Genomic DNA, 24233 nt, shown 5'->3' on the forward strand with positions numbered 1-24233 from the left:
AAAGATTTGAGATTTAATAATGGCAAGGTAAGAAATTATAGAGAGAGAATAAAAGCAAAGTCTAAGCCCTTTTTGAAGCTTTATTTCGGTTAAAAATAGGCAAATAAACAAGAGATAATCCTCCAAATATAATGATTAACACGGTTTGAGCCGACCACACTATCCAACCAAAAGCTCGACTAGGATCTTCCGGAATAAAAAACAAAGACGTAAACACTAACACAATAGCTTCTGGATAAGACCCTATACCGCCATTTGTGGCAGCAATACTAAAACTAGCTGCAATAAACCCTATTAAGACTGCAGCAAATGGAATATTACTCATTTCCTGTAACGAATAGGTAGTAACGTAAAACATAAGCACATACATAGTCCAAATAAAAAGCGTATGAAAAATAAAGGCCCATTTTTTTTTCATTTTAAATATGCTTAAAACCCCTTCTATCAATCCATTTACAAAACCTTTTATTTTTAGCGCTATTTTAGAACTGCTCCTTTTTATAATTCTTAAAAACAAAAGCCCTAAACCCAATAGTATGGCGAAGGAAACTGCTATTTTAAATGGGTTAAATTTTTCTACCAAAAACCCGTAAATAAAATCAAATTGAAGAAAAAGGGTTACTGCTATAATTCCAAACATTACAATTAAATCGGCAATACGTTCGGCAACAATAGTTCCAAAACCCTTTTCAAAAGGAACACCTTCATAGTTTGTAAGTATAGAGGCTCTTGCCACTTCTCCTGCTCTTGGAATAGTATAGTTTATTAAATACGTTGCAAAAACAGCCATAATACTGTTACCCAACTTTATTTTATAACCCATAGGTTCGAGCTGAAACCGCCAGCGATAAGCCCTAGACAAATGACTCAGCAACCCAAAAAACATACCCAATACAATATAGGTATAATCTGCTTTTTTAAAGTATTTTATAAGTTCACCTATGGAAATTTGAGATAGAGAGTACCAAACTAAAAAAACTCCCAATAATAATGGGAGTGTAATTTTTAATATGTTCTTTATGTTTTTAATCAATAGTTTATTTTAAAAGATTGGTAGCCTCTTCAGGAAAAACTAACGAAGGTTTAAATACTTTAGCCTCCTCAATATCCATAAAAGCATACGTGATAAGAATTAAAGTATCTCCAACCGCTACTTTTCGAGCAGCAGCACCATTAAGTGTTATTTCCCCGCTATTTCGTGGTCCTGGTATACAATAAGTTTCTAAACGTTCGCCATTGTCATTATTAACAATTTGAACTTTTTCGCCTTGAATAATATTGGCAGCATCCATTAAGTCTTCATCAATAGTTATACTACCTATATAGTTGAGTTCTGCACCTGTGCATTTAACTCTATGAATCTTAGATTTTACTACTTGAATTTGCATGTGACAAAGGTAATTAATTTAATGCGATATTATCAATAAGTCTAATATCGTCTGCATATACAGCAATAAATGCTCTATATTTTTTTGTTTTAGATTTTCGTTTTACTGGTTTTAAGGTTTCAATGTCCGATATTATAAAATATTCTAATTCAAGATTATCATGTTTATCAAACTGATTATTAACCCATTCCGATACTTTAGCAGCACTTTTTGTGCCAAATTTTTCTTTGGCAGTATTTAAAGTTTTAAAAATAAAAGGCGCCGACTCTTTATATTCTGGTTTTAGCCTTGTATTTCGAGAACTCATTGCTAATCCATTGGCTTCTCTATGGATTTCACACCCTACAATTTGCACAGGTATTTCGTACTTTTCAACTAGCTTTTTAATAATGGCAAGTTGCTGAAAATCTTTCTCTCCAAAATAAGCCTTATGCGGTTTTACAATATCGAAAAAACGTTTAACAATAGTTCCCACACCATCAAAATGCCCATGCCTAAATTTGCCTTCCATTTCAAACTCTAATCCATCAAAATCGAAATTTTGAGACACCGTATTTCCATTGTACATATCCTCTACCGTAGGCGCATAAACTATGATATTAACTGAGTTAACAGCGCTAAGCAAAGCTACATCTTGTTCTAAAGTTCTAGGGTATTTTAGCAAGTCGTCTGTATTATCAAATTGTGTAGGGTTTACAAAAATGCTTACCACAACCTTATCGTTATCAACTAAAGCTTTTTTAACTAATTGCAAATGCCCTTCGTGCAAGGCGCCCATAGTAGGCACCATACCAACGGTTAGCTTTTTAGCCTTAAAACCATCAATAGCCAATGTAATTTGTTGTTTATCTGAGTAAATTTCCACGATTTAATAAAAAATTAACGGGTGCAAACTTAAGATTTTACAACCAATTAGCATAAAATTTTGTACTTTTGCGTGTTTTTTATTTTGAAATTTCAAAAGAAGAACCACTTTACAGCAGGCTTTTTAAGGTTCTAATTTCAAAAAGAAAAACAACAATTGCTATTTATAGAGCTATTTTAAGTCAACAAAATCAAACATATGAAAGATAAGAGGATATTATATGTATCATCTGAAGTAGTACCTTATTTACCAGAAACTGAAATTTCTTCCGCTGCTTTTGATGCACCAAGATTGGTAAATCAACAAGGCGGTCAAATTAGAATTTTCATGCCTAGATACGGAAACATTAACGAAAGAAGGCACCAATTACACGAAGTTATTAGATTATCAGGTATAAATTTAGTTATTAACGATTTAGATATGCCTCTTATAATTAAAGTGGCCTCTATACCTAAAGAGCGAATTCAGGTTTATTTTATTGACAATGATGAATACTTTAAAAGAAAAGCAACATTAACAGATGAAGATGGCAAACTGTTTTCTGATAACGATGAACGTGCTATTTTCTTTGCAAAAGGGGTAATTGAAACCGTTAAAAAATTAAATTGGGCGCCAGATATTATTCACGTTCACGGTTGGTTAGCATCTTTGTTACCGCTTTACTTAAAACAATACTACAAAGACGAACCATTATTTAACGAAAGTAAAATAGTTACATCTATTTACAATCAAAGTTTTGATGGTACGTTAAATAAAGATATGGTTAACAAAATTAAGTTTGATAATATTGAAGATGACGCTATTAAAACATTAGTGGATCCATCATACAACAGCTTAATGAAGGTAGCCATTGATTATTCTGACGCTTTAATTGTTGGGTCTGAAAACATTCCTGAAGAATTAGATTCTTACTTAAAAGCCGCTGAGAAACCTATTTTAGAATATAAAAGTAAAGATGAATTTGGTGAAGCTTATACAACATTTTTTAACGAATCTGTTTTAGGTAATTCTATTTAATTCATTAAGTATTCCTATATGAAAACCACATTTACAGCCCTTAAATTCTCCATTTTCACACTCTTTATTCTAACCTCTTTAGTGGCATGCGACAAAGACTTTAGTGTTATTGAAAGTGATGTTCTAGGTGAAGGAAATGCTAATTTTTTAACCAGTACAGATGCTATTGCTGTAACTGCTTATAACAAAAAATTAAACGCCTTACAGGTTAACAACCTATCCTCTAATCTTTTGGGTGTTTTTAACGATCCAGAATACGGCACAACGACAGCAAGTATTGTAACACAATTAACACCTGCCGTTGCTGATTTTGACTTTGGCGTTAACCCCACAGTAGAAGAAGTTATACTACATATCCCATATTTTAGTACCGCAATAGATGTTGACGAGGACGGTAACACCCTTTATCAATTAGACTCTATTTATGGTCAAGCAAATGCACCTATTAAATTATCTATTCATAGAAGCAATTATTTTTTAAGAGATTTCGATCCTTTAGGAAATGCTAGTACAACCCAAAAATATTACTCTAACGCTGCTAGCGCTACTAACTCTGCACTTAACGGAAGTTCTACTATTAATTTTGACGATCATATTGTCGAAACTATTTACTCAAAAAACATAATACCCAGTAGCGATGCAACAGTTATTGTAACGGACGAAGGTACTGACGATGAAGTTGAAACACGATCTGAACCTGCCTTAAGAGAAGTATTAGATAATGCATTTTGGCAAAACACCATTGTTGCAAAAAGTGGCGGAACTGAATTAAGTAACGAAAATAACTTTAAAAACTACTTTCGTGGTTTGTATTTTAAAGCTGAAGCTGTAAATGATAATGGCAGCATGTTTTTAGTAAATCTAGAATCTACAAATGCATACATAACCATAACATATACTTATGGTGAAACCGATGAAAGAGTTGAAGGAACATACACTTTAAATTTTACGGGAAACAAACTAAATACCTTTATAAACGATTTTGAAAACAGCTTAGTCGATGGCGACGCCACCAATGGAGATGAAACACTTTACCTAAAAGGTATGGAAGGCTCTATGGCTATTGTCGATTTATTTGGAACAGAAGACCTTGATGGTAATGAAATTCCGGATAATTTAGATACTTTATTAAAAGACTATAGAAAAACGGATGAGGATGGTGAATATGTTAAAGATGAAGACGATAATTATGTTTTAAAAAGATTAATTAACGAAGCGCATTTAGAAATCTTTGAAGAAGACACCAAGGTTACAAATGCCCTAGACGATAATGGTGAAGAGTACCATAGGTACGATCGTATTTATGCGTATGATATTAAAAATAACACCACAACTATTGATTATTTGTTTGACCCAACCGAGAGTAGCGATGCTGTTAACTCTAAATTAATCAACCTTGGTCAAAGGCAAGTAATTACAGATGAAAAGGTTAAATTTAAAATCCGTCTTACAGAACACCTTAATAGTATAATTCAAAGCGATTCAACCAACTATAAAATTGGTTTGGTTCTATCAAACAATGTTAATTACACGACTAATTCTGAAATTTTAAATAGCACAGGGGAGGTAACTTCTGTTCCTTCGGCTTCAATTATATCTCCACGAGGGACTATTTTATATGGAAGTCATGTAAATGTTAATGATGATAAAAAACTAAAATTAAAAATATTTTTCACCGAAACTAAAGAGGATTAACAGGTTATAACCTAAGCAAAGTGATTTTAAACGTATAAATTGACTAGTTCACATATTAATTATCTGTCATTAACATTTATTTTTCATATTTGCTTTAATTAATTGTAACCCCAAAATCAAATTAAAAACTATGTGTGGAATTGTTGGATATATTGGACCTAGAGAAGCTTACCCTATTATAATTGAAGGACTTAAGCGATTAGAATATAGAGGTTATGATAGTGCTGGAATTGCATTATTTGATGGTACAGACTTAAAAGTATCGAAAACTAAAGGAAAAGTAGCCGATTTAGAAAAAAAAGCTACAGAAGAAATTTCTAAAACAGGAAATGTTGGTATAGGCCATACGCGTTGGGCAACCCATGGTGTTCCTAACGATGTTAATTCACACCCTCACTTATCAAACTCTGGCGAATTAGTAATTATCCATAATGGTATTATTGAAAATTACGATTCACTTAAACAAGAATTAATAACTAGAGGCTACACCTTTCAATCGGATACCGATACCGAGGTATTAATAAATTTAATTGAAGACGTTAAAAAGCAAGAAGGTGTAAAGCTTGGTAAAGCAGTACAAATAGCTTTAAATCAAGTTATAGGTGCTTATGCTATTGCTGTTTTTGATAAAAATAAGCCAGAAGAAGTGGTAGTAGCGCGTTTAGGAAGCCCGTTAGCCATTGGCGTTGGTGAAAATCAAGATGAATTCTTTATTGCAAGCGATGCTTCACCTTTTATAGAATACACTAAAAATGCTGTATATCTTGAAGATGAAGAAATGGCTGTTATTAGATTTCATAAAGGAATTAAAGTTAGAAAAATAAAAGACGATTCGTTAGTAGACACTTACGTTCAAGAGCTTCAAATGAATTTAGAGCAAATTGAAAAAGGTGGCTACGAGCATTTCATGCTTAAAGAAATACACGAACAACCTAAAGCCATAACCGACACCTATAGAGGTAGATTATTAAGAAACGAAGCTATTATAAAAATGGTAGGTGTTGAAGATAACATGAAAAAGTTTCTTAATGCTAACCGTATTATTATAGTGGCTTGCGGTACATCATGGCATGCAGGACTAGTTGCCGAATATATTTTTGAAGATTTAGCACGTATTCCTGTGGAAGTAGAATACGCTTCAGAATTTAGATATCGTAACCCTGTAATTAGAGAAGACGATATTGTAATAGCCATCTCGCAATCTGGAGAAACTGCAGATACTTTAGCAGCCATTAAATTAGCGAAATCTAAAGGTGCCTTTGTTTTTGGAGTATGTAATGTTGTAGGGTCTTCTATAGCTAGAGAATCTCATGCTGGAGCATATACCCACGCTGGACCAGAAATTGGTGTAGCTTCAACCAAAGCATTTACTACTCAAATAACGGTTTTAACGCTTATAGCTTTACGATTAGCAAGAGCAAAAGGTACTATTACGAGTTCTGATTTCCGTCAACATTTATTAGAATTGGAAATGATTCCTAAAAAGGTTGAAAAGGCCTTAGAGTCTGATGCCAATATTAAAACGATTGCTGATGTTTATAAAAACGTAAACAATTTTCTTTATTTAGGAAGAGGGTATAATTTCCCGGTAGCACTTGAGGGCGCTCTTAAATTAAAAGAGATTTCATACATTCATGCCGAAGGTTATCCTGCTGCCGAAATGAAACATGGCCCAATTGCATTAATAGATGAAAACATGCCAATAGTAGTAATTGCCACCAAAAAAGGACATTATGAAAAGGTAGTAAGTAATATTCAAGAAATTAAATCCAGAAAAGGAAAAATTATTGGCATAGTTACCGAAGGTGATGTTCAAGTTAGAGATTTAGCAGACCACGTTATTGAGGTTCCTGAAACTTTAGAGTCTCTATCTCCTTTATTAACTACAATTCCTTTACAACTTTTATCGTACCACATAGCAGTAATGCTAGATAAAAATGTAGATCAACCAAGAAATCTTGCCAAATCGGTTACCGTAGAATAAAAAACGCCTTTTACAAACACTTTTTTAATTCCCATGCTTACTCAAAGCATGGGAATTCTCATTTTAACCCCTTTTTTTTAAATATATACTAATAAACTGACACTTTTTTTATCAAAAACTACTATGCGTGCATAATTTTTTATACTTTTAGACAATTGCATAATATTATATTTTTATATTATCTTGTTATTAAACTAAAACTTTATATACTAAATGAAGACAATTCTCCTCTATTCAATGTTATTCTTTTGTGGATTTTCATTTTCACAAACAACAATTACTGGTACAGTAGTAGATGATAACAGCCAGCCCATTCCGGGAGCCAACATTATTATTATTGGCACATCAACTGGTAATGTAACCGATTTTGACGGTAATTTTACAATAACCACAAATTTAAACCCACCTTTTAAACTACAAGCTAGTAGTGTTGGTTTTGAAACAGCCACGGAAGACATTACAGCACCTAACCAAAAAGTAAATTTTATTTTAAAAGAAGGTAATGCATTAGATGAAGTGGTCATTTCCGCTTCAAGAACGCCAGAACGCATTTTTGAATCACCTGTTACCGTAGAACGTTTTGGTCTTAAAGAAATAAAAAACACAGCATCTGCCGATTTTTATGATGGTTTAGAAAACCTTAAAGGCGTGGATGTAAATACCAATAGTTTAACATTTAAATCTGTAAACACAAGGGGCTTTGCCACTTTTGCAAACAATCGTTTTATGCAGTTGGTAGATGGTATGGACAACTCAACACCTGCTCTAAACTTTCCTATAGGGAATTTAGTAGGTATGACAGAGACCGATGTTCTAAGTGTTGAATTACTTCCTGGAGCGTCATCCGCACTATATGGAGCCAATGCTTTTAACGGAATATTATTTATGCGTAGCAAAAACCCTTTCGATCACCAAGGTATTAGTGCCTCTATTAAAAGAGGAATGACTTCTCAGGAAGCTGCAGGAGACAACCCCTATACCGATCTTAGTTTTAGAGCAGGATATAAGTTTAGCGAAAAATTTGCTGCAAAAATTAACTTCGGATACCTTAAAGGAACCGATTGGGCTGCAACAAGTGAAACTGATAAGTTCAATGAAAACAACACAAGAGCCAATACGGACTACGATGGTATTAACGTATATGGCGATGAGGTATCAGCAAATATTAGGTCAGAAGCACCAGCAAGTGTAAAAGGTATTATTCCAGATGTTGTAGTAAGCAGAACGGGATATAATGAAAGGGATTTAACAAACTATAATGCCGAAAGTGTAAAATCCGATTGGGGTTTATATTATCGCCCATGGGAAAACGACTTTGAAGTCTCTTATGTTGGTAAAATAGGTACAGGTTCAACTATTTATCAAGGCACAAACCGTTACAATATTAATAACTTTTTTCAGCAACAACATAAATTAGAATTTAAAAATGATAATTTCTTTTTAAGAGGTTATATTGTTACCGATAAAGCGGGTGATTCTTATGATATGGTGTTTACAGGTATTAATATTAATAGAGCTTGGAAAGATGACACCCAATGGTTTGAAGAATATATTGGCACCTATGCCGCCGCCACGCTAGGTGGTGCAACTGAAGAAGAATCGCATGCTGCTGCAAGAGCACAAGCAGAATCTGGAAGGTATTTACCAGGAACACCAGAGTACCAAGCTGCATTTAACAAAAGTATTAATGATCCCGACTTATCAACGGGTTCTAAATTTCAAGATGCTTCTAAATATTACCATTCCGATGCTAACTACAACCTTAGTCATTTAATTGACTTTGCCGAAATACAAGTAGGTGGTTCTTATAGACGGTATAGTTTAAACTCTTCAGGAACTATATATACCGATTTAGATAGCCCTATCGACTATTCAGAATTTGGTATCTATACCCAAATTCAAAAAAACCTTGAATTAAAAGATGATTTAGAATTAAAACTAACAGGATCTATTCGTTACGATAAATCTGAATTTTTTGATGGTTTTCTTTCCCCAAGAATATCAGCTGGTTTAACCGTTAATCAAAACCATAACATTCGTGCCTCTGTTCAAACAGGGTTTAGAAATCCAACAACACAAGATTTATTTATTGGTTTAGATGCCGGTAGAGCTATTTTAGTAGGTTCCGCTCCAAACAATTTAGATCGTTATGTAAGAACATTTGATGTGAGTGAAGAAGGCCAAACAATTTACGGACAAGATGAAACAGTAACACAAACAGGACGCGTTGCTTACGAGAACTCTTACTCAGCCAGTTCCGTACAAGAACTAGCCGATACGGGAAACCCTGCGGTTCTTGAAATTTCAAACCCAGATATTATTAAGCCAGAGCAAGTATCATCTGCTGAAATAGGTTATCGCGGTAAATTTGAGAATTTAATTGTCGATTTTAGTGCATACTACAACAAGTATAAAGACTTTATTTCTCAAGAAGTGGTGGTATCTCCGTATTATGGTGAGGTAGGCACACCTTTATCTATAGCTGCAATTTCTAATGATGATTATCAAGCTTACAGCACCTATACAAACTCGAAAGCCGATGTTAACTCTTATGGTGCATCCATAGGGTTATCCACTAAGGTTTTTGGAGATTTTGATTTAAGCGGAAGTTATACCTATGCTAAATTAGATTTTGATAGAAATAAATATCCAGATTTTACAACCAATTTCAATACCCCAGAACATAAGTTTAAAGCATCCTTTGGAAATACTGAGCTAATTAAAAACGTTGGGTTTAATATTGCCTACAGATATAGCGATGATTATTTCTGGGAAGCAACATTTGGTAATGGTTTAGTGCCAGAATACCATGTTGTTGATGCTCAAGTAAATGTAAAAATCCCTAGTTTTAAATCTATTTTCAAGGTAGGTGCTACTAATCTTTTAGGAGATGAATACTTTACCGCCTTTGGTACAGGCCATATAGGCTCAATGTACTATGTATCTTGGACTATTAATAACCTATAAAAAAACAAACATGAAAAACATAAAATATTTAACTTTAATATTTGGTCTTATTGCTTTTGTTGGCTGTAATGAACCAGAAGATGTACTTAAAGGCACCAATATAGAGCCAGAAGGAGTAGTAATTTTACCTGAATTAGTTACAGGATCTGCAGATTTCTCAACTTACGTTTCCATAGGTAATTCACTTACCGCTGGTTTTTCAGATAATGCTTTGTTTAAAGCTTCACAAGAAAACTCGTTTCCAAACATATTAGCTCAAAAATTTACTATGATAGGTGGCGGAAGTTTTAATCAACCTTTAATGAATGACAATTTTGGAGGTTTAATATTAGGAGGTAATGTTGTTTTAAACCCTGCTACAGGCGATCAACTTTTCAAACCAAGGTTAGTTACCACTGGTGGAGCGCCTAAAGACTTGGCAGATGTTATAGGACCGGTTACACCAACTACAGATTTTTTATTAAATAATCCAACAGGACCTTTTAATAATATGGGAGTACCTGGCGCTAGAAGCTATCATATGATTGCACCAGGTTATGGCAATATTGCAAACTTCCCAGCAGCTGCAAATCCTTATTTTATAAGAATGACAGGTGCTACTCCAGATGCGAGTATGCTAGAATTAGCTATGGCGCAATCGCCTACATTTTTCACACTTTGGGCCGGAAACAATGATGTTTTAGGGTATGCTACCTCGGGTGGCGATGGATCAAGTACAATTTCTGATAAAGCCACCTTCGATTTTGCAATATCCACACTAATAACAACTTTAACCTCTGGTGGAGCAAAAGGTGTTGTAGCTAATATTCCTTATGTAACAGACATTCCCCATTTTACAACAGTACCTTACAGTGCTTTAGATCCTAATGATGAAGACACTGGTGATGAGTTTAAAGCTCAAGTTCCATTATTAAACACCGTTTATGGTGCCATAAATGAAGTATTTGCGGTATTAGATCCTACTCGTACCATTATGTTTTCTGACACAGAAGCCAACGGTGTTGTTATTTACGATGAGACTTTAGATGATTTATCAGCTCAAATTTCCGGTGCATTGGGTAATAACCCAGCATTTTCCGTATTTGTTCAATCTCTTGGCTTATCGGCAGAAGATGCCCCTTTAGTAGCCCTATTATTAGGTAATGCTTATGGCCAAGCAAGACAAGCTAATGAAAGTGATTTACTGGTATTACCTAGCAGTTCTATTATAGGTGAAGTAAACCATTTTTCATATTTGGCACTTTTAGACTATGGCTTATCACCTGCATTGGCAGCACAGTTTTCGGTTGAAGGCATTACATTACCATTAATTGACAAATGGGTATTATTACCAAACGAACAAGCAGAGATTAAAGCGGCAACAGATGAATTTAATGCAACAATTGAAGCGGCCGCTAATACTGCCGGATTAGCATTTGTTGATGCCAACGGATTATTATCTGAACTAGCAACCACTGGAATAGCATCAGGAAATTTCATACTAACCTCTAATTTAGTAACAGGTGGTACCTTTTCTTTAGATGGTGTTCACTTAACGTCTAGAGGGTATGCCATGGCTGCTAACGAATTTATGAAAGCCATTGATATTACCTATGGCACTAATTTTGAAGCCTCAGGAAACCTAGTAAACATAGGGCATTACCCAACAAACTACTCGCCTTTACTACAATAAAAAAAGCGACAAAAAAAAACTTTAAAAACACCTTCAAACCGAAGGTGTTTTTATATTCCAAAAAACCTATAAAAACAACTTTCATTTTAAATTAAAAAATATATCTTTGCACGCGAAAACTTAAAGTGTTTTTATAGAATTAAAACGCATAATATTAAATACATAAGTAATGTCTAAAGTTACAGGTAAAGTTGCACAAATAGTAGGACCAGTTATCGATGTTGAATTCGCTGCTGGAACAGAACTTCCAAAAATTTACGATTCATTAGAAATTAAAAGAGCAGATGGTTCGCTTTTAGTACTAGAAGTACAATCTCATATTGGAGAAGATACGGTACGTACTATTGCAATGGATTCTTCTGATGGTTTAAGTAGAGGTACTGAAGTTACTGCAACAGGTGCTCCTATACAAATGCCAATTGGCGATGATGTTTATGGACGTTTATTTAATGTAATTGGAGATGCAATTGATGGTCTTGGAGATTTACCTAAAGCTGGAGAAGCTGGGTTACCAATTCACCGTCAAGCTCCAAAATTCGAAGATTTATCAACTTCTACTGAAGTTTTATTTACAGGTATTAAAGTAATCGATTTAATTGAGCCTTATGCAAAAGGTGGTAAAATTGGTTTATTTGGTGGTGCCGGTGTAGGTAAAACAGTATTAATTCAGGAGTTAATTAATAATATTGCAAAAGGACACGGTGGTTTATCTGTATTTGCTGGAGTGGGTGAAAGAACTCGTGAAGGTAATGATTTACTTCGTGAAATGTTAGAGTCTGGAATTATCCGTTATGGAGATGATTTTATGCATTCTATGGAAGATGGTGGATGGGATTTATCTAAAGTTGATAAATCTAAAATGAAAGAATCGAAAGCAACTTTCGTATTCGGACAAATGAATGAACCTCCTGGAGCACGTGCACGTGTTGCCTTATCTGGATTAACTATTGCTGAGTATTTCCGTGATGGTGCTGGTGAAGGACAAGGAAAAGATGTGTTATTTTTCGTAGATAATATCTTCCGTTTTACACAAGCTGGTTCTGAGGTATCTGCATTATTAGGTCGTATGCCATCTGCAGTAGGTTACCAACCTACATTAGCAACTGAGATGGGTGCCATGCAAGAACGTATTACTTCAACAAAAAGAGGTTCTATTACATCTGTACAAGCGGTTTACGTACCTGCGGATGATTTAACGGATCCTGCGCCTGCTACAACCTTTGCTCACTTAGATGCAACAACCGTATTATCTCGTAAAATTGCTGAGTTAGGTATTTATCCTGCGGTAGATCCATTAGATTCTACCTCTAGAATTTTAACTGCTGATATTTTAGGTGATGAGCATTATGCTTGTGCACAACGAGTTAAAGAGTTATTACAACGTTATAAAGAATTACAAGATATTATTGCTATTCTTGGTATGGAAGAATTATCTGAAGAAGATAAAATGGCTGTTGGTAGAGCTAGACGTGTTCAACGTTTCCTATCTCAACCTTTCCACGTAGCAGAGCAATTTACAGGTATTCCTGGTGTATTAGTTGATATTAAAGAAACTATTAAAGGTTTCAACATGATTATGGATGGTGAATTAGATCACTTACCAGAAGCAGCGTTTAACCTTAAAGGAACCATTGAAGAAGCTATTGAAGCTGGAGATAAAATGTTAGCAGACGCCTAAATTGGTTAATGGTTGTTAGTTGATGGTTTCAAAAAAACCTCAACAAGAAATAACCAGAAGCTAGTAACTAATAACTAAGAGAATATGTATTTAGAAATAGTATCACCAGAGGCCACATTATTTAGCAGCGAAGTTGATTCTGTAGCCGTTCCAGGTGTAAATGGTGAATTTCAAATGTTGGATAACCACGCCCCTATAGTTGCCATATTAAAGGAGGGTGTTATCAAAATTCATACGCATACCCAAAGCCATTTAGAGTTTGATGCATTACATTCGGAAGTTATTCCTCATAAGGATGATGATAAACTATTAACGGTAAAAATTAATTCTGGTACACTTGAAATGAAAGATAATAAAGCTATTATTTTAGCCGATTAATTTAAAATTATATTTATAAAAAAAACGCTTCAGAAATTCTGAAGCGTTTTTTTTGTTTAAAAATCAAATATCCCTAATAGCACTTAGGATAACACCCATTCAAAAAGTTTATTTACAAATCCCATTTCAGAATTTCCCAATCTTGATTTTTAGACTGATAAGAATATAGCGTTGTAAAGCCTATGGCCAAATGCGCATTAAGTGATCGAGAATTGGTTTTATCGACTTCTGTTATAATAGCTTGGTAGGATGGCAACATATGTGCTTTCATTTCGCAATATAACCCTCTAAAAATACCTTTTTTCCTGAACGCCTTATCTATACATATCTGCCCCATTACAATGTATTGGAGCGTGTTTGGAATGCTTTTTTCTATATTGCTAAACATAGGTTTTAAAACATCAATCTCATTTTTAAAATCTTTGTGCATAGATAATGCATAGCCAACCACTTTGTTATCACATATAGCAATAGTATGCGCAGTTGTATCGTTCATAGTTTTAAGTAATACGAAACTATGCTTTACGGTAAGAAAACCTTCTTTTTGCTTATCTTCTTCTGATATAGAAACTGGAATATTTTTACTTTGAAGATCTAGAATTTGATGCAATTCTTGATCAGTTTCAGCCCTTTTATAGATAATGTCCACACTTAATGCTTACACCTTTTTTATAACATTAGTTACAATGCCCCAAATAACAAAGTCGTTATCGTCGGTAATTTTAATAATTGGATAATTAGGATTTTCGGGTTGTAACCACATCCCGTCTCTATCAACCCTTAAGCGTTTTACTGTAAATTCACCATCTAAAAAACACACGGCTATTTTATTATTGGATGGTTCTAAACCTCTATCAATTACTAATAAATCGTTATCATCTAGTCCTGCTCCTATCATGGATTGTCCGCTTACACGCGCATAAAAGGTCGTTTCTTTATTTCTTACCAGTTCGGAATCTAAGGATAAACGTTGCTGACTAAAATCTTCGGCTGGCGCTGGAAATCCTGCCGATATTCCTGTATCGAAAAAAAGTGCACCAGAGCTCTGGCTTGATTCTGGCGAAAAAATATCTAACGGGTTCGTGTTTAGTGCTATCATAAGTTATGCTTATACCTAGGGTTCATTAAAAATGGCCTGCAAGCCAACCATCATATTAATTTTATGCTTCTAAATTTAATTTAAATTTTTGAAATAATACCTTTAATTTTACACAATAATCTTAAAAAAGATCCTTCTTTTTAATAATGGTAGTGCCTATACGCTTATAGTACACTGGCGTACCGTTAGCACAGAAATGATACATGGCTTTCGTTTTTTGTTCGGAAACCGATACCAGCAAAACATCTGCTACCTCACAGTTATTATCTTTTGCAACTTTAGCTTTTACATGACTTATAGTAGCACGTCCTTTTTTTAATTGGGCTTGAATTTTAGTATTTAAAACAGGTTCTTTAAAATCTGAAGCCAAATTACAACCTGTAGCCTCATTTGTAGCTGTTTCAATGCTAGTTGAACTCGATTCCACATCAATATACTCCCACGTAAAATCGGCTTTAAGTAAAACACGTCTGCCATCTTCGGTATTTACAATCTGGTTATTTTGTGCACATACGAAAGATGAAATTAGAATAGTGAAAATAAAAAAATACGTTTTCATGGAGTGATTTATAAAATTTACTATGCATCCAAAAATACAATTTTAATCGTCAATAAATTCTAGAAAAAAGACGTCCGGTTTGAATACAGTTTGTTGCAAAATAGATAATTAATTCTAATAATAAAGTAAGAAAATAACTTCCAAACTAGTGACCCAACAATTTTATTGGGCTATATTTACTAAAACTATACTTGAATTATGGCCGAAACCTTCACTACAGTTGCAAAATTTCAATATACAGCAGAAGCGCAAATTATTAAAGGACGTTTGGTAGCCGAAGGGATAAAAGTATTCTTATGCGATAATTTAACTATTGATACCGACCCTTTGGTAAGCAATGCTATAGGCGGGGTGAAACTAAAAGTTTTGTCGGATCAAGCTTTAGAAGCACAAAATATCTTAAATTCTATAAGTGAATACTCTTTGGATGACGCAGGAGCTAATTTAAAATGCCCAAATTGCAGTAGCAATAAAATAAAACTCTATTATACAATAAAAGAAAGTAAATCTTTTTTTGCCTTTTTATTCGCTCTAATTTTAAGTCTTCTAACTACCATCCTACCATTTTATTCTAAAGATAATTACCGTTGTGAAAATTGTAATACTGAATTTGAAATTCCTAATTAATAAACAGAATTATACCTATTCTTCATTTATAGATTAGCACCTATTCAAATCACCGCATCATAAGCTATTTTTAGTTTTTTAACAACGAGATCAATTTCAGCTTCATTAAAATGCCCAAAACCAAATCGAATGGCGCAGGTATTTTTATCTTGGTACAGCGTGGTGTTTGGCAGATACAAATCGTTTTTTTCGGCTTCTTCGGCTAATTGAACTAACGAAATTTTAGATTTAAACTGTAACCATAGTGCCAATCCACCCGAAGGCACCTCCCAATGCAGTACATCTTGAAAATGCTGTGTTAACTCCCTACACAAACCATCGCGTCTTTGTTTATATACCAAACTATTCTTTTTAAGTAAGCGGTATAGCTCCCCTTCCGAAATTAATTCCGATAGCATTTGCTCCTGTATAACATCCCCGTATTTATCTAATAATTTTAAATAGTTTTTAGCTTCCGAAGCTAAGTTCTCTGGTGCTACAACAAAACCCACTTGAAAACTGGGGAATAACGATTGCCCCAACTTTCCTAAATAAATAACCATACCATTAGCATCGGCACTGGCCATAGGTAACATGGCAGAGCCTTCAAACTGAAAATCGTAATCATAATCGTCCTCAATAATAGCAAATTGGTAAGCTTTGGCTAAGGCTAACAATTTTATACGTCGTTCTGCACTTAGGGTTGCTGTGGTTGGGTAATGTCTGTGCGCACAAACATAAACACACCGTATGCTCCCTTTTACAAAATGTGTTTTTATATAATCTACATCCAAGCCATGCTCGTCGACCGGAATTGTTTTAATATTTGCCCCTGCCTGCTGAAAAATCATATTAGAGGCATAATGACTTAAATGACCTACCAAAACCACATCATTTTGCTTTATTAAAAGCTGCGAAACGATATACAAACTCATTTCTGTACTTCGTGTGCTTAAAAGGTTATTGGGTTGTATATGGAATCCTCGTGTGGCGTTTAAATAATTACATAACTGCGTTTCGAACATCGCATACGAGGATTGATTCCATTTCCTAACCAACGATTTTCGCTTCATTACCGCACTATACCATCTGGAAAATTGGTGTACCGGATGCAATCTTAAATCTGGCAAGCCCTCATTTATACTGTATTTAGCCGTGGTGATTTTAACATTAGAAGCTAAATTAAAAGACGACTGAAAAGGAAACCCTGTAGTTTTAGAGTATGTATTAGCCTGTTCTATATGTTGCGTGGTGGCTTTTATTTTCGCGGTAGTTTGTTCAGGCACCAATACAAAGGTACCTTTATTGGGTATTATATTTACCCAACCTTGCGAAGCCAACTCATCGTACACGGCAACTACGGTATTTCTATGTATTTTTAAAACCTGACTTAAAACACGTGTTCCGGGTAATACCGTCCCCTTTGTTAAATAACCCCGCTGTATGGCATTGATTACTTGCTGCGCTATTTGGATATATACAGGCTGCGCTGTTAATTTATCAAAATGGATTAACTGTTTGAGAAGATGGCTAACCGGACTATTCATTGTTTTAAAACTGGACTATTATACTCGTCCGGAAAGTTACGACTTTTGCAGCCTTAAAAACAAATCATTTTTATGAAGTCAATTTACGCTACAATCGCATTTACTTGTTTCTCTATTCTTGGGTATACTCAAGAAAACCCAGTAAAAACCAATTCGTTGGAAGAAGTAATAATTAATTCCACCAGAATCAATTTACCTTTTAAAGAAAATTCTAGAACCATAGATATTATTTCTTCCGAAGACATTAAAAAAAGTGCTTCAACAACCCTAGCCGATTTGCTACAACAGGTTGCTGGAATAGATATTAGACGCCGTGGAACCGCTGGTAGTCAAGCCGATTTATACATTCGCGGTGGTAGTTTCGACCAAACCTTACTACTTATTGATGGTATAAAAATGGACGATGCCCAAACAGGACACCACACTATGAATGCCGCGTTACCGCTAGAGGTTATTGAGCGCATTGAAATCATTAAAGGGCCTGCTGCTCGTGTTTTTGGACAAAATGCCTTTACCGGAGCAATAAACATCATTACAAAAAAAGAACTAAGCAATTCGGTTTCGATTAAAACAGAAACAGGGTCTTTTGGGCAGTTAAACACAGGTGTTACCGTGGGTGCAGACCTTGATAATTCGTCGCATATTGTTCATGTAGATAAAATGACATCGGCAGGATATCGCCATAATACCGATTACGACAACAGTAATTATTTTGTAAAAAGTGTTTTTAATAAAAACAAAAAGGCCATAGAAATGATTGCCACCTTTCAAGAACGAAAATTTGGTGCTAATGGATTTTATGCTAGAGAAAGTGCTACCGAGCAATACGAAGAAACTCAAAATAGCCTTATTGGATTTACAACAACCTTTAATACCGAAAAACTAAGCCTTAAACCTCGCGTATATTGGAAACGCAACCAAGACGGGTATGTATATTTACGAAACGACCCAACCGTATACCGTAATTTACATATTACCAATAAAATTGGCGCAGAGCTTAATGGAAACTACACATCGAAAGCCGGAATAACTGGTTTTGGAATCGACCTCTCTCAAGTATATATTAATAGCAATAATTTAGGTAACCGCAACCGTTTTATGACGACTTTGTTTGTAGAACATGCTTTTAAATTAGCCAACCAAAAATTAGATATTACGCCAGGCGTTGCGGTTACCTATTTTTCAGATTTCGATTTTTATGCCTTCCCTGGTTTAGATATTGGTTACAAAATTTCCGATCAGTTAAAAGCTTACGGTAACATAGGTTACACTTACAGAGTACCAACCTATACCGATTTGTATTATAATGACTCAAGCACTGTAGGTAATCCAGATTTAGAGGTTGAAGAAGCTTTTTCGCAAGAAATTGGATTTAAATATTTTTCTCCAAAATTTACTGGATCCTTAGCTGTTTACAACCGCGATGCTAAAAACTTAATAGATTTTGTTCGTACAGGGGTTACAGAAACCACGTATACAGCCACCAATATAACCGAGGTTAACACAAAAGGATTTGAAGTAGATGCAGCATACCATTTTAAGCTAAATACCTACAACCAAACACTTGCTATAGGGTATAATTTTTTAGAAGACGATATTTTAAACGATAACAAAGACCTATCGCGTTACTCACTAAACACACTTAAACACCATTTTACAACCCGTTTAAGTACACAATTGTTTAAAAATGTGAGTCAGAATATTATTTACAAACATGCTGAACGCACTACAGGCGATACCTATAACGTTTGGGATGCCTCCATAGCCTTAAACCTAAAGGAATTTGAATTCACATTTACGGCAAGCAATATTTTTAATGCCGATTATATTGAAGCAGGCTTTGTACCAATGCCTCCAAGTAATGTGCTTTTTGGACTAAACTATAAATTTAAATAAATCTATAAATTTTAAAACGACAAATTATTAATATTTAAGTTCTAATATCGTTTTGTTAACTTTGCGGTCTTAAACTAAAAATAATTTGTCGTTAAACCTACAGGACATTCCGCGCGTAAAAACCATTACAAAAGCGGATTTTTTAAAACACTATTTTAAACCACAAAAACCTGTGGTTGTAGAGTGTTTAACCCAAGATTGGCCAGCATACAGCAAATGGAATTTAGAGTATATGAAAGCCATTGGTGGCGATATTACCATTCCGCTTTACGACGACAGACCGGTAGATTATAAAGACGGTTTTAACGAGCCACATGCCAAAATGAAACTGCGCGATTATATAGATTTACTAAAGCGCCAACCTACCAAATACCGTATTTTTTTATGGAATGCCTTAAAGGAAATTCCGCAATTACAAAAAGATTTTACCTTTCCTAAACTGGGCATACACCTTATAAAAAGGGTGCCCATGCTGTTTTTTGGCGGTAGGGACTCGCATACTTTTATGCATTACGATATTGATTTCGCTAATATTTTTCATTTTCATTTTGAAGGTCAAAAGCAAGTTATTTTATTCGACCAAACACAAAATGAATTCCTCTATAAAATTCCGCATGCTTTAATTACTAGAGAAGATATCGATTTTAATAATCCCGATTTTAAAAAATGGCCTATGCTTAAAAAGGCTAAAGGTTTTAAAACCGAGCTAAAACATGGCGAAATGCTATATATGCCGGAAGGCTATTGGCATTATATGCGTTACATAACTCCCGGATTTTCCATGAGTTTAAGAGCCCTGGCCAGAAACCCAAAAAACTTTAGCAAGGCGATTTACAACATTTTAATTATGCGCAATTTCGATAATGTTATGCGCCGTATTAAAGGACAGCAATGGATAGATTGGAAAAACCAACAAGCTATTTTAAAAACCAACAAGCATTTATAGGGCTTGAAACGGCTTTTATTTAGCGCTTTTTAATCCACCTATAAATAAGATAGAACTTACAAATAAGCCTTTAAAATTAAAAAACTTGTAATATATTTGCCCACCTAAATTAATAACTCAAATCATGAAATGAGGACATCTGAAATTTTAGATGAAATCAAAATTTTAGTGTACACATTACATTTTACAACTTAAAAACAAACACGACAAAATGAAAAATTTAATATTATTATTGACAATTCTTAGCGTTTCGGCTGTAAGCGCCCAGGCTTATAAAGGACAAGGCGACAACAAATTTCAAGTAGGTACTAATTTACAAGACAATGGTTCTGGTATTAATGTAAGCTACGACTACGGTATTGGAGAAAACATATCTTTTGGTATATCCTCTACTTACCTTTTAGGTGTTAATGATGCTTTATTAGACAACCCTGGAGTAGATGATGCAGATTTTGGAGATCGCTTTGATATTAGAGCACGTTTTAACGCTAACTTAGGAAACGTTATTAAAATTGATGAAAATTTTGACCTTTACCCGGGTTTAAGTCTAGGCCTTAAAAACTTTGGTGGGCACTTAGGAGCGCGTTATTTCTTTACTGAAGGTTTTGGTGTTTATACCGAGTTAAATGTCCCTTTGGCAAAATATAAATCGGAAACTTTAACAGCTGCCGAAACCTTACACAATCAATTTACTATAAACTTAGGAGCTTCTTTTAACTTATAAGACCTAAACTTTAAATATTAAAAAAGCGGATTATGTTTTACACGTAATCCGCTTTTTTTTGAATTTACTCGAAAAGCTCTCTGGCCTTTTCGTATACTAAGTGCGATTCCCACCCTCTATATTGCAGATAATCGATTAATTTTTTTCTCTTTTTATATTTGTCGCCCCCCGTAATAGAATTCGCCTTTTTTTCGGCTAAACTATTGAAAACCTCGATATACTCCGTGTTTTCAATTTCAGCAAGTGCTTGATTTATATTAACTTTGCTTATGTCTTTTTTCTTTAATTCTAAAGTAATTCGACAGCGGCCCCAACGCTTAATCCTGAACTTACCACTTGCAAATGTTTTGGCAAAACGTTCTTCATTAAGAAAGTTATGTTCCAAAAGATGCACTACAATAACATCGATAGCTTCGGGTATCATGTGTAGCGACTCCAATTTTGTTCTAACTTCTTTATGACAACGTTCTTGATACGCGCAATAATGCTCTAGTTTTCTAGTAGCTTCTTGTAGCGTATATGTTTTTTTTGTGTGCATAAGCATCAAAAATAGCAATTGTAAGTTTGACATTAAAAATAAAACATTATTAATACCAAATCGACTATACCAAGCCTTGCCTTAGCGTAGTTTTTAACTTAAAAATTATGAAATCTATTATTCCCTCAAAACTTCTTTTTTTTATAATTGCGCTTTGTTGCACCGTTTCCTTTGGGTTTGGGCAGACGACTTTAGCACCTGGCGATATTGCTATAACAGGTTTTATAACTGATAATCCGGATGAATTTTCATTTGTATTATTAAGAGATGTAGACAATGGTACAAAAATAAAGTTTACAGATAAAGGATGGGATAATGCTGGATATTTTAGAACATCTCCTTCAGAAGGTGTAATTACTTGGACCGCTCCTTCCTATTTAGAATGTGGCACAGAGGTGGTGATCGCCGATATCGGTGTTGCTACAGGTGGTACTGCAGGTGGTCCTTTTTCATCAACTATAGGAACAGCTATAGAAACAGATGAAGGTTTTGCATTAGCTGGCGGCCCTGATTTAAGTGACCAAATAATTGTGTTTCAAGGTGATTTACTAACTCCTACTTTACTTTATGCCGTTCAATTTCGAGGAACAACAGGCTGGACTAATGCTACAAATAATTTTACAAGTGGTGTGCCAGCGGGTTTAACCGATGGGGTTGATGCTATATATTATACAGGCAACAATGATAATGGGAGCTATAATTGCACAATAACAAGTGGTTCTGCATTAATTTTAGCTGATGTTATTGATCAAAACAACTGGTATATAACAAATTCTAATACAGCGGCCAATAGACCTGTTTTAGGGTCTTGTAGTTATACTTGTGATAGCTGTACCACAACAGTAACGTGGGATGGTACTTCTTGGGTTGGTGGCACACCAGATTTAACAACGGGGGCGATTTTAAGTACTAATTACAATACCGATACTAATGGTGGTAGCTTTAGCGCATGTAGTTTAACCGTAAATAATGGCGCTACTTTAATCATTGCAGATAATGATTATGTAGAAGTAGAAAATGACTTAACAGTCGATTTAGGAGGAGAAATTACTGTTCGACCTTATGGTGCTTTTGTACAAAATAATGATTTAGGTACTGTTACCTATGATGGTTTAATAATAGTTGAAAAAGAAAATGCACCCGCTGATGTATGGTATGAATATACGTATTGGAGTTCCCCAGTTCAAAATGAAACAATTGAATATGGTTTAGCAGAAACTGAAGCCTCAAGAATCTTTAAGTTTAATGCTGAAAATTATTTGGATATCGATGGTAATGATGTTGATGATGACGGTAATGACTGGCAATGGGTTAGTGGAACAACGGTAATGGAACCAGGCGTTGGATATGCATCAACTCAAAACTCAATTATATTTGGATTCCCAAGTGATCAAATTACTTATACTTTTGAAGGCCCTTTTAATAATGGCGAAATTAAAGTTCCTGTTTATAGAAACGATACGGCTCCAACCAATGATAATAACTGGAATTTAATAGGAAACCCTTATCCTTCAGCAATTGATGCACAGTTGTTTTTAGATGCTAACGTTTTAATTGAACAAGATTTAACAGGAACGGATTATTCAGGAGCCGGATTTACTGATGGGGCCATCTTTTTATGGTCACAAAAATCTAATTATTCAGCTGCAAATCAAGGTAACGAAGTATTAAACTTTTCATCATCAGATTACGCCATAATTAATGGCACAGGACAAACGGCGGGTGGTGATGGCTTAATGCCAAACCGCTATATTCCTTCTGGTCAATCATTTTTTATTTCTATGTCTGATTCCGCAATTCCAATTAGTACTGATGCAAATAATGTAAGTGAGGGAGAAGTTGTTTTTAACAACTCTATGCGTGTGTATGGTAATATTTCAGGGGTAGATACTAATGGCCAATTCTTTAAAAACTCAAAAAAGAATACGGCTACCTTAGCTAATAAATTAGGGATTAATTTAACATCAGATAATGGTGTGTTTAATCAAACGCTTATAGGCTATATAAAGGGAGCTTCCAATGCTGATGATGGATCGTATTTTGATGCACTGAAAAATTTATCTTCTGGGTCTTCTGCAATATTGTATACTACAATAGAAGACACTAGTAAAAAGTATGCCATTCAAGGAAAAGCCATTAACAGTATTAATGAAGACGAAATTATTAATTTAGGGTTTAAAACTGCTATTAATGTTGCAACACTCTACAAATTATCAATTGCACAACTAGAAGGTGACTTCTTAACCAATAACACCATTTACTTAAAAGACAATCTACTAAATAAGGTACATAACCTATCAGATTCTGATTATAGTTTTACTTCGGAAGTTGGGGAATTTAACGAGCGTTTTGACATTCTATTTAAAGCCGATTCTACTTTATCCATTGAGCAAAATCAACTTGATGCCAACAGCTTAAAAATTGTTGAATTGGATAATGATCAAGTACAATTTACTGCTTCAAAAAATATAGCATCAGTAAGCATCTTCGATTTATTAGGTCGCCAATTATATGAATTTAAAGGCAACACAACTTCAGAAACCTATAACGTTTCTCAATTAAGTGGAGGCAGTATTTATATAGCTAAAGTAACGCTCTCTACCGGAGCCATTATTACTAAAAAGGCACTTAAAAAGTAACACAAAACATATAAGATGGTTTAATGCTCTAGTTT

20 protein-coding genes are annotated in these 24233 nt (G+C 34.5%); 12 read left to right on the plus strand and 8 right to left on the minus strand.

The window, feature by feature from the left end; translation table 11 throughout:
- Nucleotides 1-61: 61 nt before the first annotated feature.
- Genes ABJM36_RS06225 through panC form a run of 3 tightly spaced genes read right to left on the minus strand, consistent with a single transcriptional unit; the run spans nucleotide 62 to nucleotide 2253 of the window.
- Nucleotides 62-1033, minus strand: coding sequence for a lysylphosphatidylglycerol synthase transmembrane domain-containing protein (locus tag ABJM36_RS06225; RefSeq protein WP_348450292.1), 972 nt, complete (start codon nucleotides 1031-1033; stop codon nucleotides 62-64).
- A gap of 4 nt (nucleotides 1034-1037) precedes the next feature.
- A complete protein-coding gene (gene panD, locus ABJM36_RS06230; RefSeq protein ID WP_348450294.1) occupies nucleotides 1038-1388 on the minus strand; it encodes an aspartate 1-decarboxylase in 351 nt (116 codons plus the stop codon).
- Between the two features lie 13 nt (nucleotides 1389-1401).
- Nucleotides 1402-2253 carry a pantoate--beta-alanine ligase gene (gene panC, locus ABJM36_RS06235; protein WP_348450296.1) on the minus strand — a complete coding sequence of 284 codons (852 nt, stop codon included), beginning with the start codon at nucleotides 2251-2253 and terminating at the stop codon, nucleotides 1402-1404.
- 198 nt (nucleotides 2254-2451) lie between these two features.
- Here panC and ABJM36_RS06240 point away from each other — a divergent pair, with 198 nt between their 5' ends.
- From ABJM36_RS06240 to ABJM36_RS06270, 7 genes are all read left to right on the plus strand, one after another.
- Nucleotides 2452-3270, plus strand: coding sequence for a glycogen/starch synthase (locus ABJM36_RS06240; protein ID WP_348450298.1), 819 nt, complete (start codon nucleotides 2452-2454; stop codon nucleotides 3268-3270).
- A gap of 18 nt (nucleotides 3271-3288) precedes the next feature.
- Nucleotides 3289-4965, plus strand: a complete 1677-nt coding sequence (locus ABJM36_RS06245; RefSeq protein WP_348450300.1) for a DUF4270 domain-containing protein — start codon at nucleotides 3289-3291, stop codon at nucleotides 4963-4965.
- A gap of 130 nt (nucleotides 4966-5095) precedes the next feature.
- The gene (gene glmS / locus ABJM36_RS06250; RefSeq protein WP_348450302.1) at nucleotides 5096-6949 is read left to right on the plus strand and encodes a glutamine--fructose-6-phosphate transaminase (isomerizing); all 1854 of its coding nucleotides are present in this window, start codon (nucleotides 5096-5098) and stop codon (nucleotides 6947-6949) included.
- A gap of 213 nt (nucleotides 6950-7162) precedes the next feature.
- Nucleotides 7163-9916: a TonB-dependent receptor gene (locus ABJM36_RS06255; RefSeq protein ID WP_348450304.1), complete on the plus strand. Its 2754-nt coding sequence runs from the start codon at nucleotides 7163-7165 to the stop codon at nucleotides 9914-9916.
- Between the two features lie 10 nt (nucleotides 9917-9926).
- The gene (locus ABJM36_RS06260; RefSeq protein WP_348450306.1) at nucleotides 9927-11588 is read left to right on the plus strand and encodes a G-D-S-L family lipolytic protein; all 1662 of its coding nucleotides are present in this window, start codon (nucleotides 9927-9929) and stop codon (nucleotides 11586-11588) included.
- A 169-nt stretch (nucleotides 11589-11757) separates the two neighbouring features.
- Complete coding sequence (gene atpD / locus ABJM36_RS06265) at nucleotides 11758-13266, plus strand: F0F1 ATP synthase subunit beta (protein ID WP_348450308.1); 1509 nt, start codon at nucleotides 11758-11760, stop codon at nucleotides 13264-13266.
- Nucleotides 13267-13350: 84 nt separating this feature from the next.
- The gene (locus ABJM36_RS06270; RefSeq protein WP_348450310.1) at nucleotides 13351-13644 is read left to right on the plus strand and encodes a F0F1 ATP synthase subunit epsilon; all 294 of its coding nucleotides are present in this window, start codon (nucleotides 13351-13353) and stop codon (nucleotides 13642-13644) included.
- A 112-nt stretch (nucleotides 13645-13756) separates the two neighbouring features.
- Here ABJM36_RS06270 and ABJM36_RS06275 read toward each other — a convergent pair whose 3' ends face one another.
- The 3 genes from ABJM36_RS06275 to ABJM36_RS06285 form a co-directional block, all read right to left on the minus strand.
- Nucleotides 13757-14293, minus strand: coding sequence for an N-acetyltransferase (locus ABJM36_RS06275; protein ID WP_348450312.1), 537 nt, complete (start codon nucleotides 14291-14293; stop codon nucleotides 13757-13759).
- A 9-nt stretch (nucleotides 14294-14302) separates the two neighbouring features.
- Nucleotides 14303-14743 carry a translesion error-prone DNA polymerase V autoproteolytic subunit gene (umuD, locus tag ABJM36_RS06280; protein WP_348450314.1) on the minus strand — a complete coding sequence of 147 codons (441 nt, stop codon included), beginning with the start codon at nucleotides 14741-14743 and terminating at the stop codon, nucleotides 14303-14305.
- A 121-nt stretch (nucleotides 14744-14864) separates the two neighbouring features.
- Nucleotides 14865-15302 carry a DUF3157 family protein gene (locus ABJM36_RS06285; protein ID WP_348450315.1) on the minus strand — a complete coding sequence of 146 codons (438 nt, stop codon included), beginning with the start codon at nucleotides 15300-15302 and terminating at the stop codon, nucleotides 14865-14867.
- A 198-nt stretch (nucleotides 15303-15500) separates the two neighbouring features.
- Between ABJM36_RS06285 and ABJM36_RS06290 the strand changes: the two genes are divergently transcribed.
- Complete coding sequence (locus ABJM36_RS06290; protein WP_348450316.1) at nucleotides 15501-15929, plus strand: DUF2007 domain-containing protein; 429 nt, start codon at nucleotides 15501-15503, stop codon at nucleotides 15927-15929.
- Between the two features lie 44 nt (nucleotides 15930-15973).
- Here ABJM36_RS06290 and ABJM36_RS06295 read toward each other — a convergent pair whose 3' ends face one another.
- Entirely contained in the window at nucleotides 15974-17455 is a 1482-nt protein-coding gene (locus ABJM36_RS06295) for a PLP-dependent aminotransferase family protein (protein ID WP_348450317.1), read from the minus strand.
- A gap of 72 nt (nucleotides 17456-17527) precedes the next feature.
- Here ABJM36_RS06295 and ABJM36_RS06300 point away from each other — a divergent pair, with 72 nt between their 5' ends.
- From ABJM36_RS06300 to ABJM36_RS06310, 3 genes are all read left to right on the plus strand, one after another.
- On the plus strand, nucleotides 17528-19351 hold the full coding sequence (locus ABJM36_RS06300; RefSeq protein WP_348450318.1) for a TonB-dependent receptor: 1824 nt from the start codon (nucleotides 17528-17530) through the stop codon (nucleotides 19349-19351).
- 85 nt (nucleotides 19352-19436) lie between these two features.
- On the plus strand, nucleotides 19437-20297 hold the full coding sequence (locus ABJM36_RS06305) for a cupin-like domain-containing protein (protein WP_348450320.1): 861 nt from the start codon (nucleotides 19437-19439) through the stop codon (nucleotides 20295-20297).
- A gap of 211 nt (nucleotides 20298-20508) precedes the next feature.
- Nucleotides 20509-21021: a DUF6646 family protein gene (locus tag ABJM36_RS06310; RefSeq protein ID WP_348450322.1), complete on the plus strand. Its 513-nt coding sequence runs from the start codon at nucleotides 20509-20511 to the stop codon at nucleotides 21019-21021.
- A gap of 64 nt (nucleotides 21022-21085) precedes the next feature.
- Here ABJM36_RS06310 and ABJM36_RS06315 read toward each other — a convergent pair whose 3' ends face one another.
- The gene (locus ABJM36_RS06315) at nucleotides 21086-21559 is read right to left on the minus strand and encodes a regulatory protein RecX (RefSeq protein ID WP_348450324.1); all 474 of its coding nucleotides are present in this window, start codon (nucleotides 21557-21559) and stop codon (nucleotides 21086-21088) included.
- 107 nt (nucleotides 21560-21666) lie between these two features.
- Here ABJM36_RS06315 and ABJM36_RS06320 point away from each other — a divergent pair, with 107 nt between their 5' ends.
- Nucleotides 21667-24198, plus strand: coding sequence for a T9SS type A sorting domain-containing protein (locus tag ABJM36_RS06320; protein ID WP_348450326.1), 2532 nt, complete (start codon nucleotides 21667-21669; stop codon nucleotides 24196-24198).
- Nucleotides 24199-24233 lie beyond the last annotated feature (35 nt).

The organism is Algibacter sp., from assembly GCF_039977455.1.
Taxonomy (GTDB): Bacteria; Bacteroidota; Bacteroidia; order Flavobacteriales; family Flavobacteriaceae; genus Algibacter_B.

Excerpts from the sequence above, each read along its gene's own strand:
- panD (WP_348450294.1), bottom strand. The coding sequence starts at position 1,388 with ATGCAAATTCAAGTAGTAAAATCTAAGATTCATAGAGTTAAATGCACA.
- ABJM36_RS06240 (WP_348450298.1), top strand. The coding sequence starts at position 2,452 with ATGAAAGATAAGAGGATATTATATGTATCATCTGAAGTAGTACCTTAT.
- ABJM36_RS06245 (WP_348450300.1), top strand. The coding sequence starts at position 3,289 with ATGAAAACCACATTTACAGCCCTTAAATTCTCCATTTTCACACTCTTT.
- glmS (WP_348450302.1), top strand. The coding sequence starts at position 5,096 with ATGTGTGGAATTGTTGGATATATTGGACCTAGAGAAGCTTACCCTATT.
- ABJM36_RS06255 (WP_348450304.1), top strand. The coding sequence starts at position 7,163 with ATGAAGACAATTCTCCTCTATTCAATGTTATTCTTTTGTGGATTTTCA.
- ABJM36_RS06260 (WP_348450306.1), top strand. The coding sequence starts at position 9,927 with ATGAAAAACATAAAATATTTAACTTTAATATTTGGTCTTATTGCTTTT.
- atpD (WP_348450308.1), top strand. The coding sequence starts at position 11,758 with ATGTCTAAAGTTACAGGTAAAGTTGCACAAATAGTAGGACCAGTTATC.
- ABJM36_RS06270 (WP_348450310.1), top strand. The coding sequence starts at position 13,351 with ATGTATTTAGAAATAGTATCACCAGAGGCCACATTATTTAGCAGCGAA.
- umuD (WP_348450314.1), bottom strand. The coding sequence starts at position 14,743 with ATGATAGCACTAAACACGAACCCGTTAGATATTTTTTCGCCAGAATCA.
- ABJM36_RS06285 (WP_348450315.1), bottom strand. The coding sequence starts at position 15,302 with ATGAAAACGTATTTTTTTATTTTCACTATTCTAATTTCATCTTTCGTA.
- ABJM36_RS06290 (WP_348450316.1), top strand. The coding sequence starts at position 15,501 with ATGGCCGAAACCTTCACTACAGTTGCAAAATTTCAATATACAGCAGAA.
- ABJM36_RS06295 (WP_348450317.1), bottom strand. The coding sequence starts at position 17,455 with ATGAATAGTCCGGTTAGCCATCTTCTCAAACAGTTAATCCATTTTGAT.
- ABJM36_RS06300 (WP_348450318.1), top strand. The coding sequence starts at position 17,528 with ATGAAGTCAATTTACGCTACAATCGCATTTACTTGTTTCTCTATTCTT.
- ABJM36_RS06310 (WP_348450322.1), top strand. The coding sequence starts at position 20,509 with ATGAAAAATTTAATATTATTATTGACAATTCTTAGCGTTTCGGCTGTA.
- ABJM36_RS06315 (WP_348450324.1), bottom strand. The coding sequence starts at position 21,559 with ATGCACACAAAAAAAACATATACGCTACAAGAAGCTACTAGAAAACTA.
- ABJM36_RS06320 (WP_348450326.1), top strand. The coding sequence starts at position 21,667 with ATGAAATCTATTATTCCCTCAAAACTTCTTTTTTTTATAATTGCGCTT.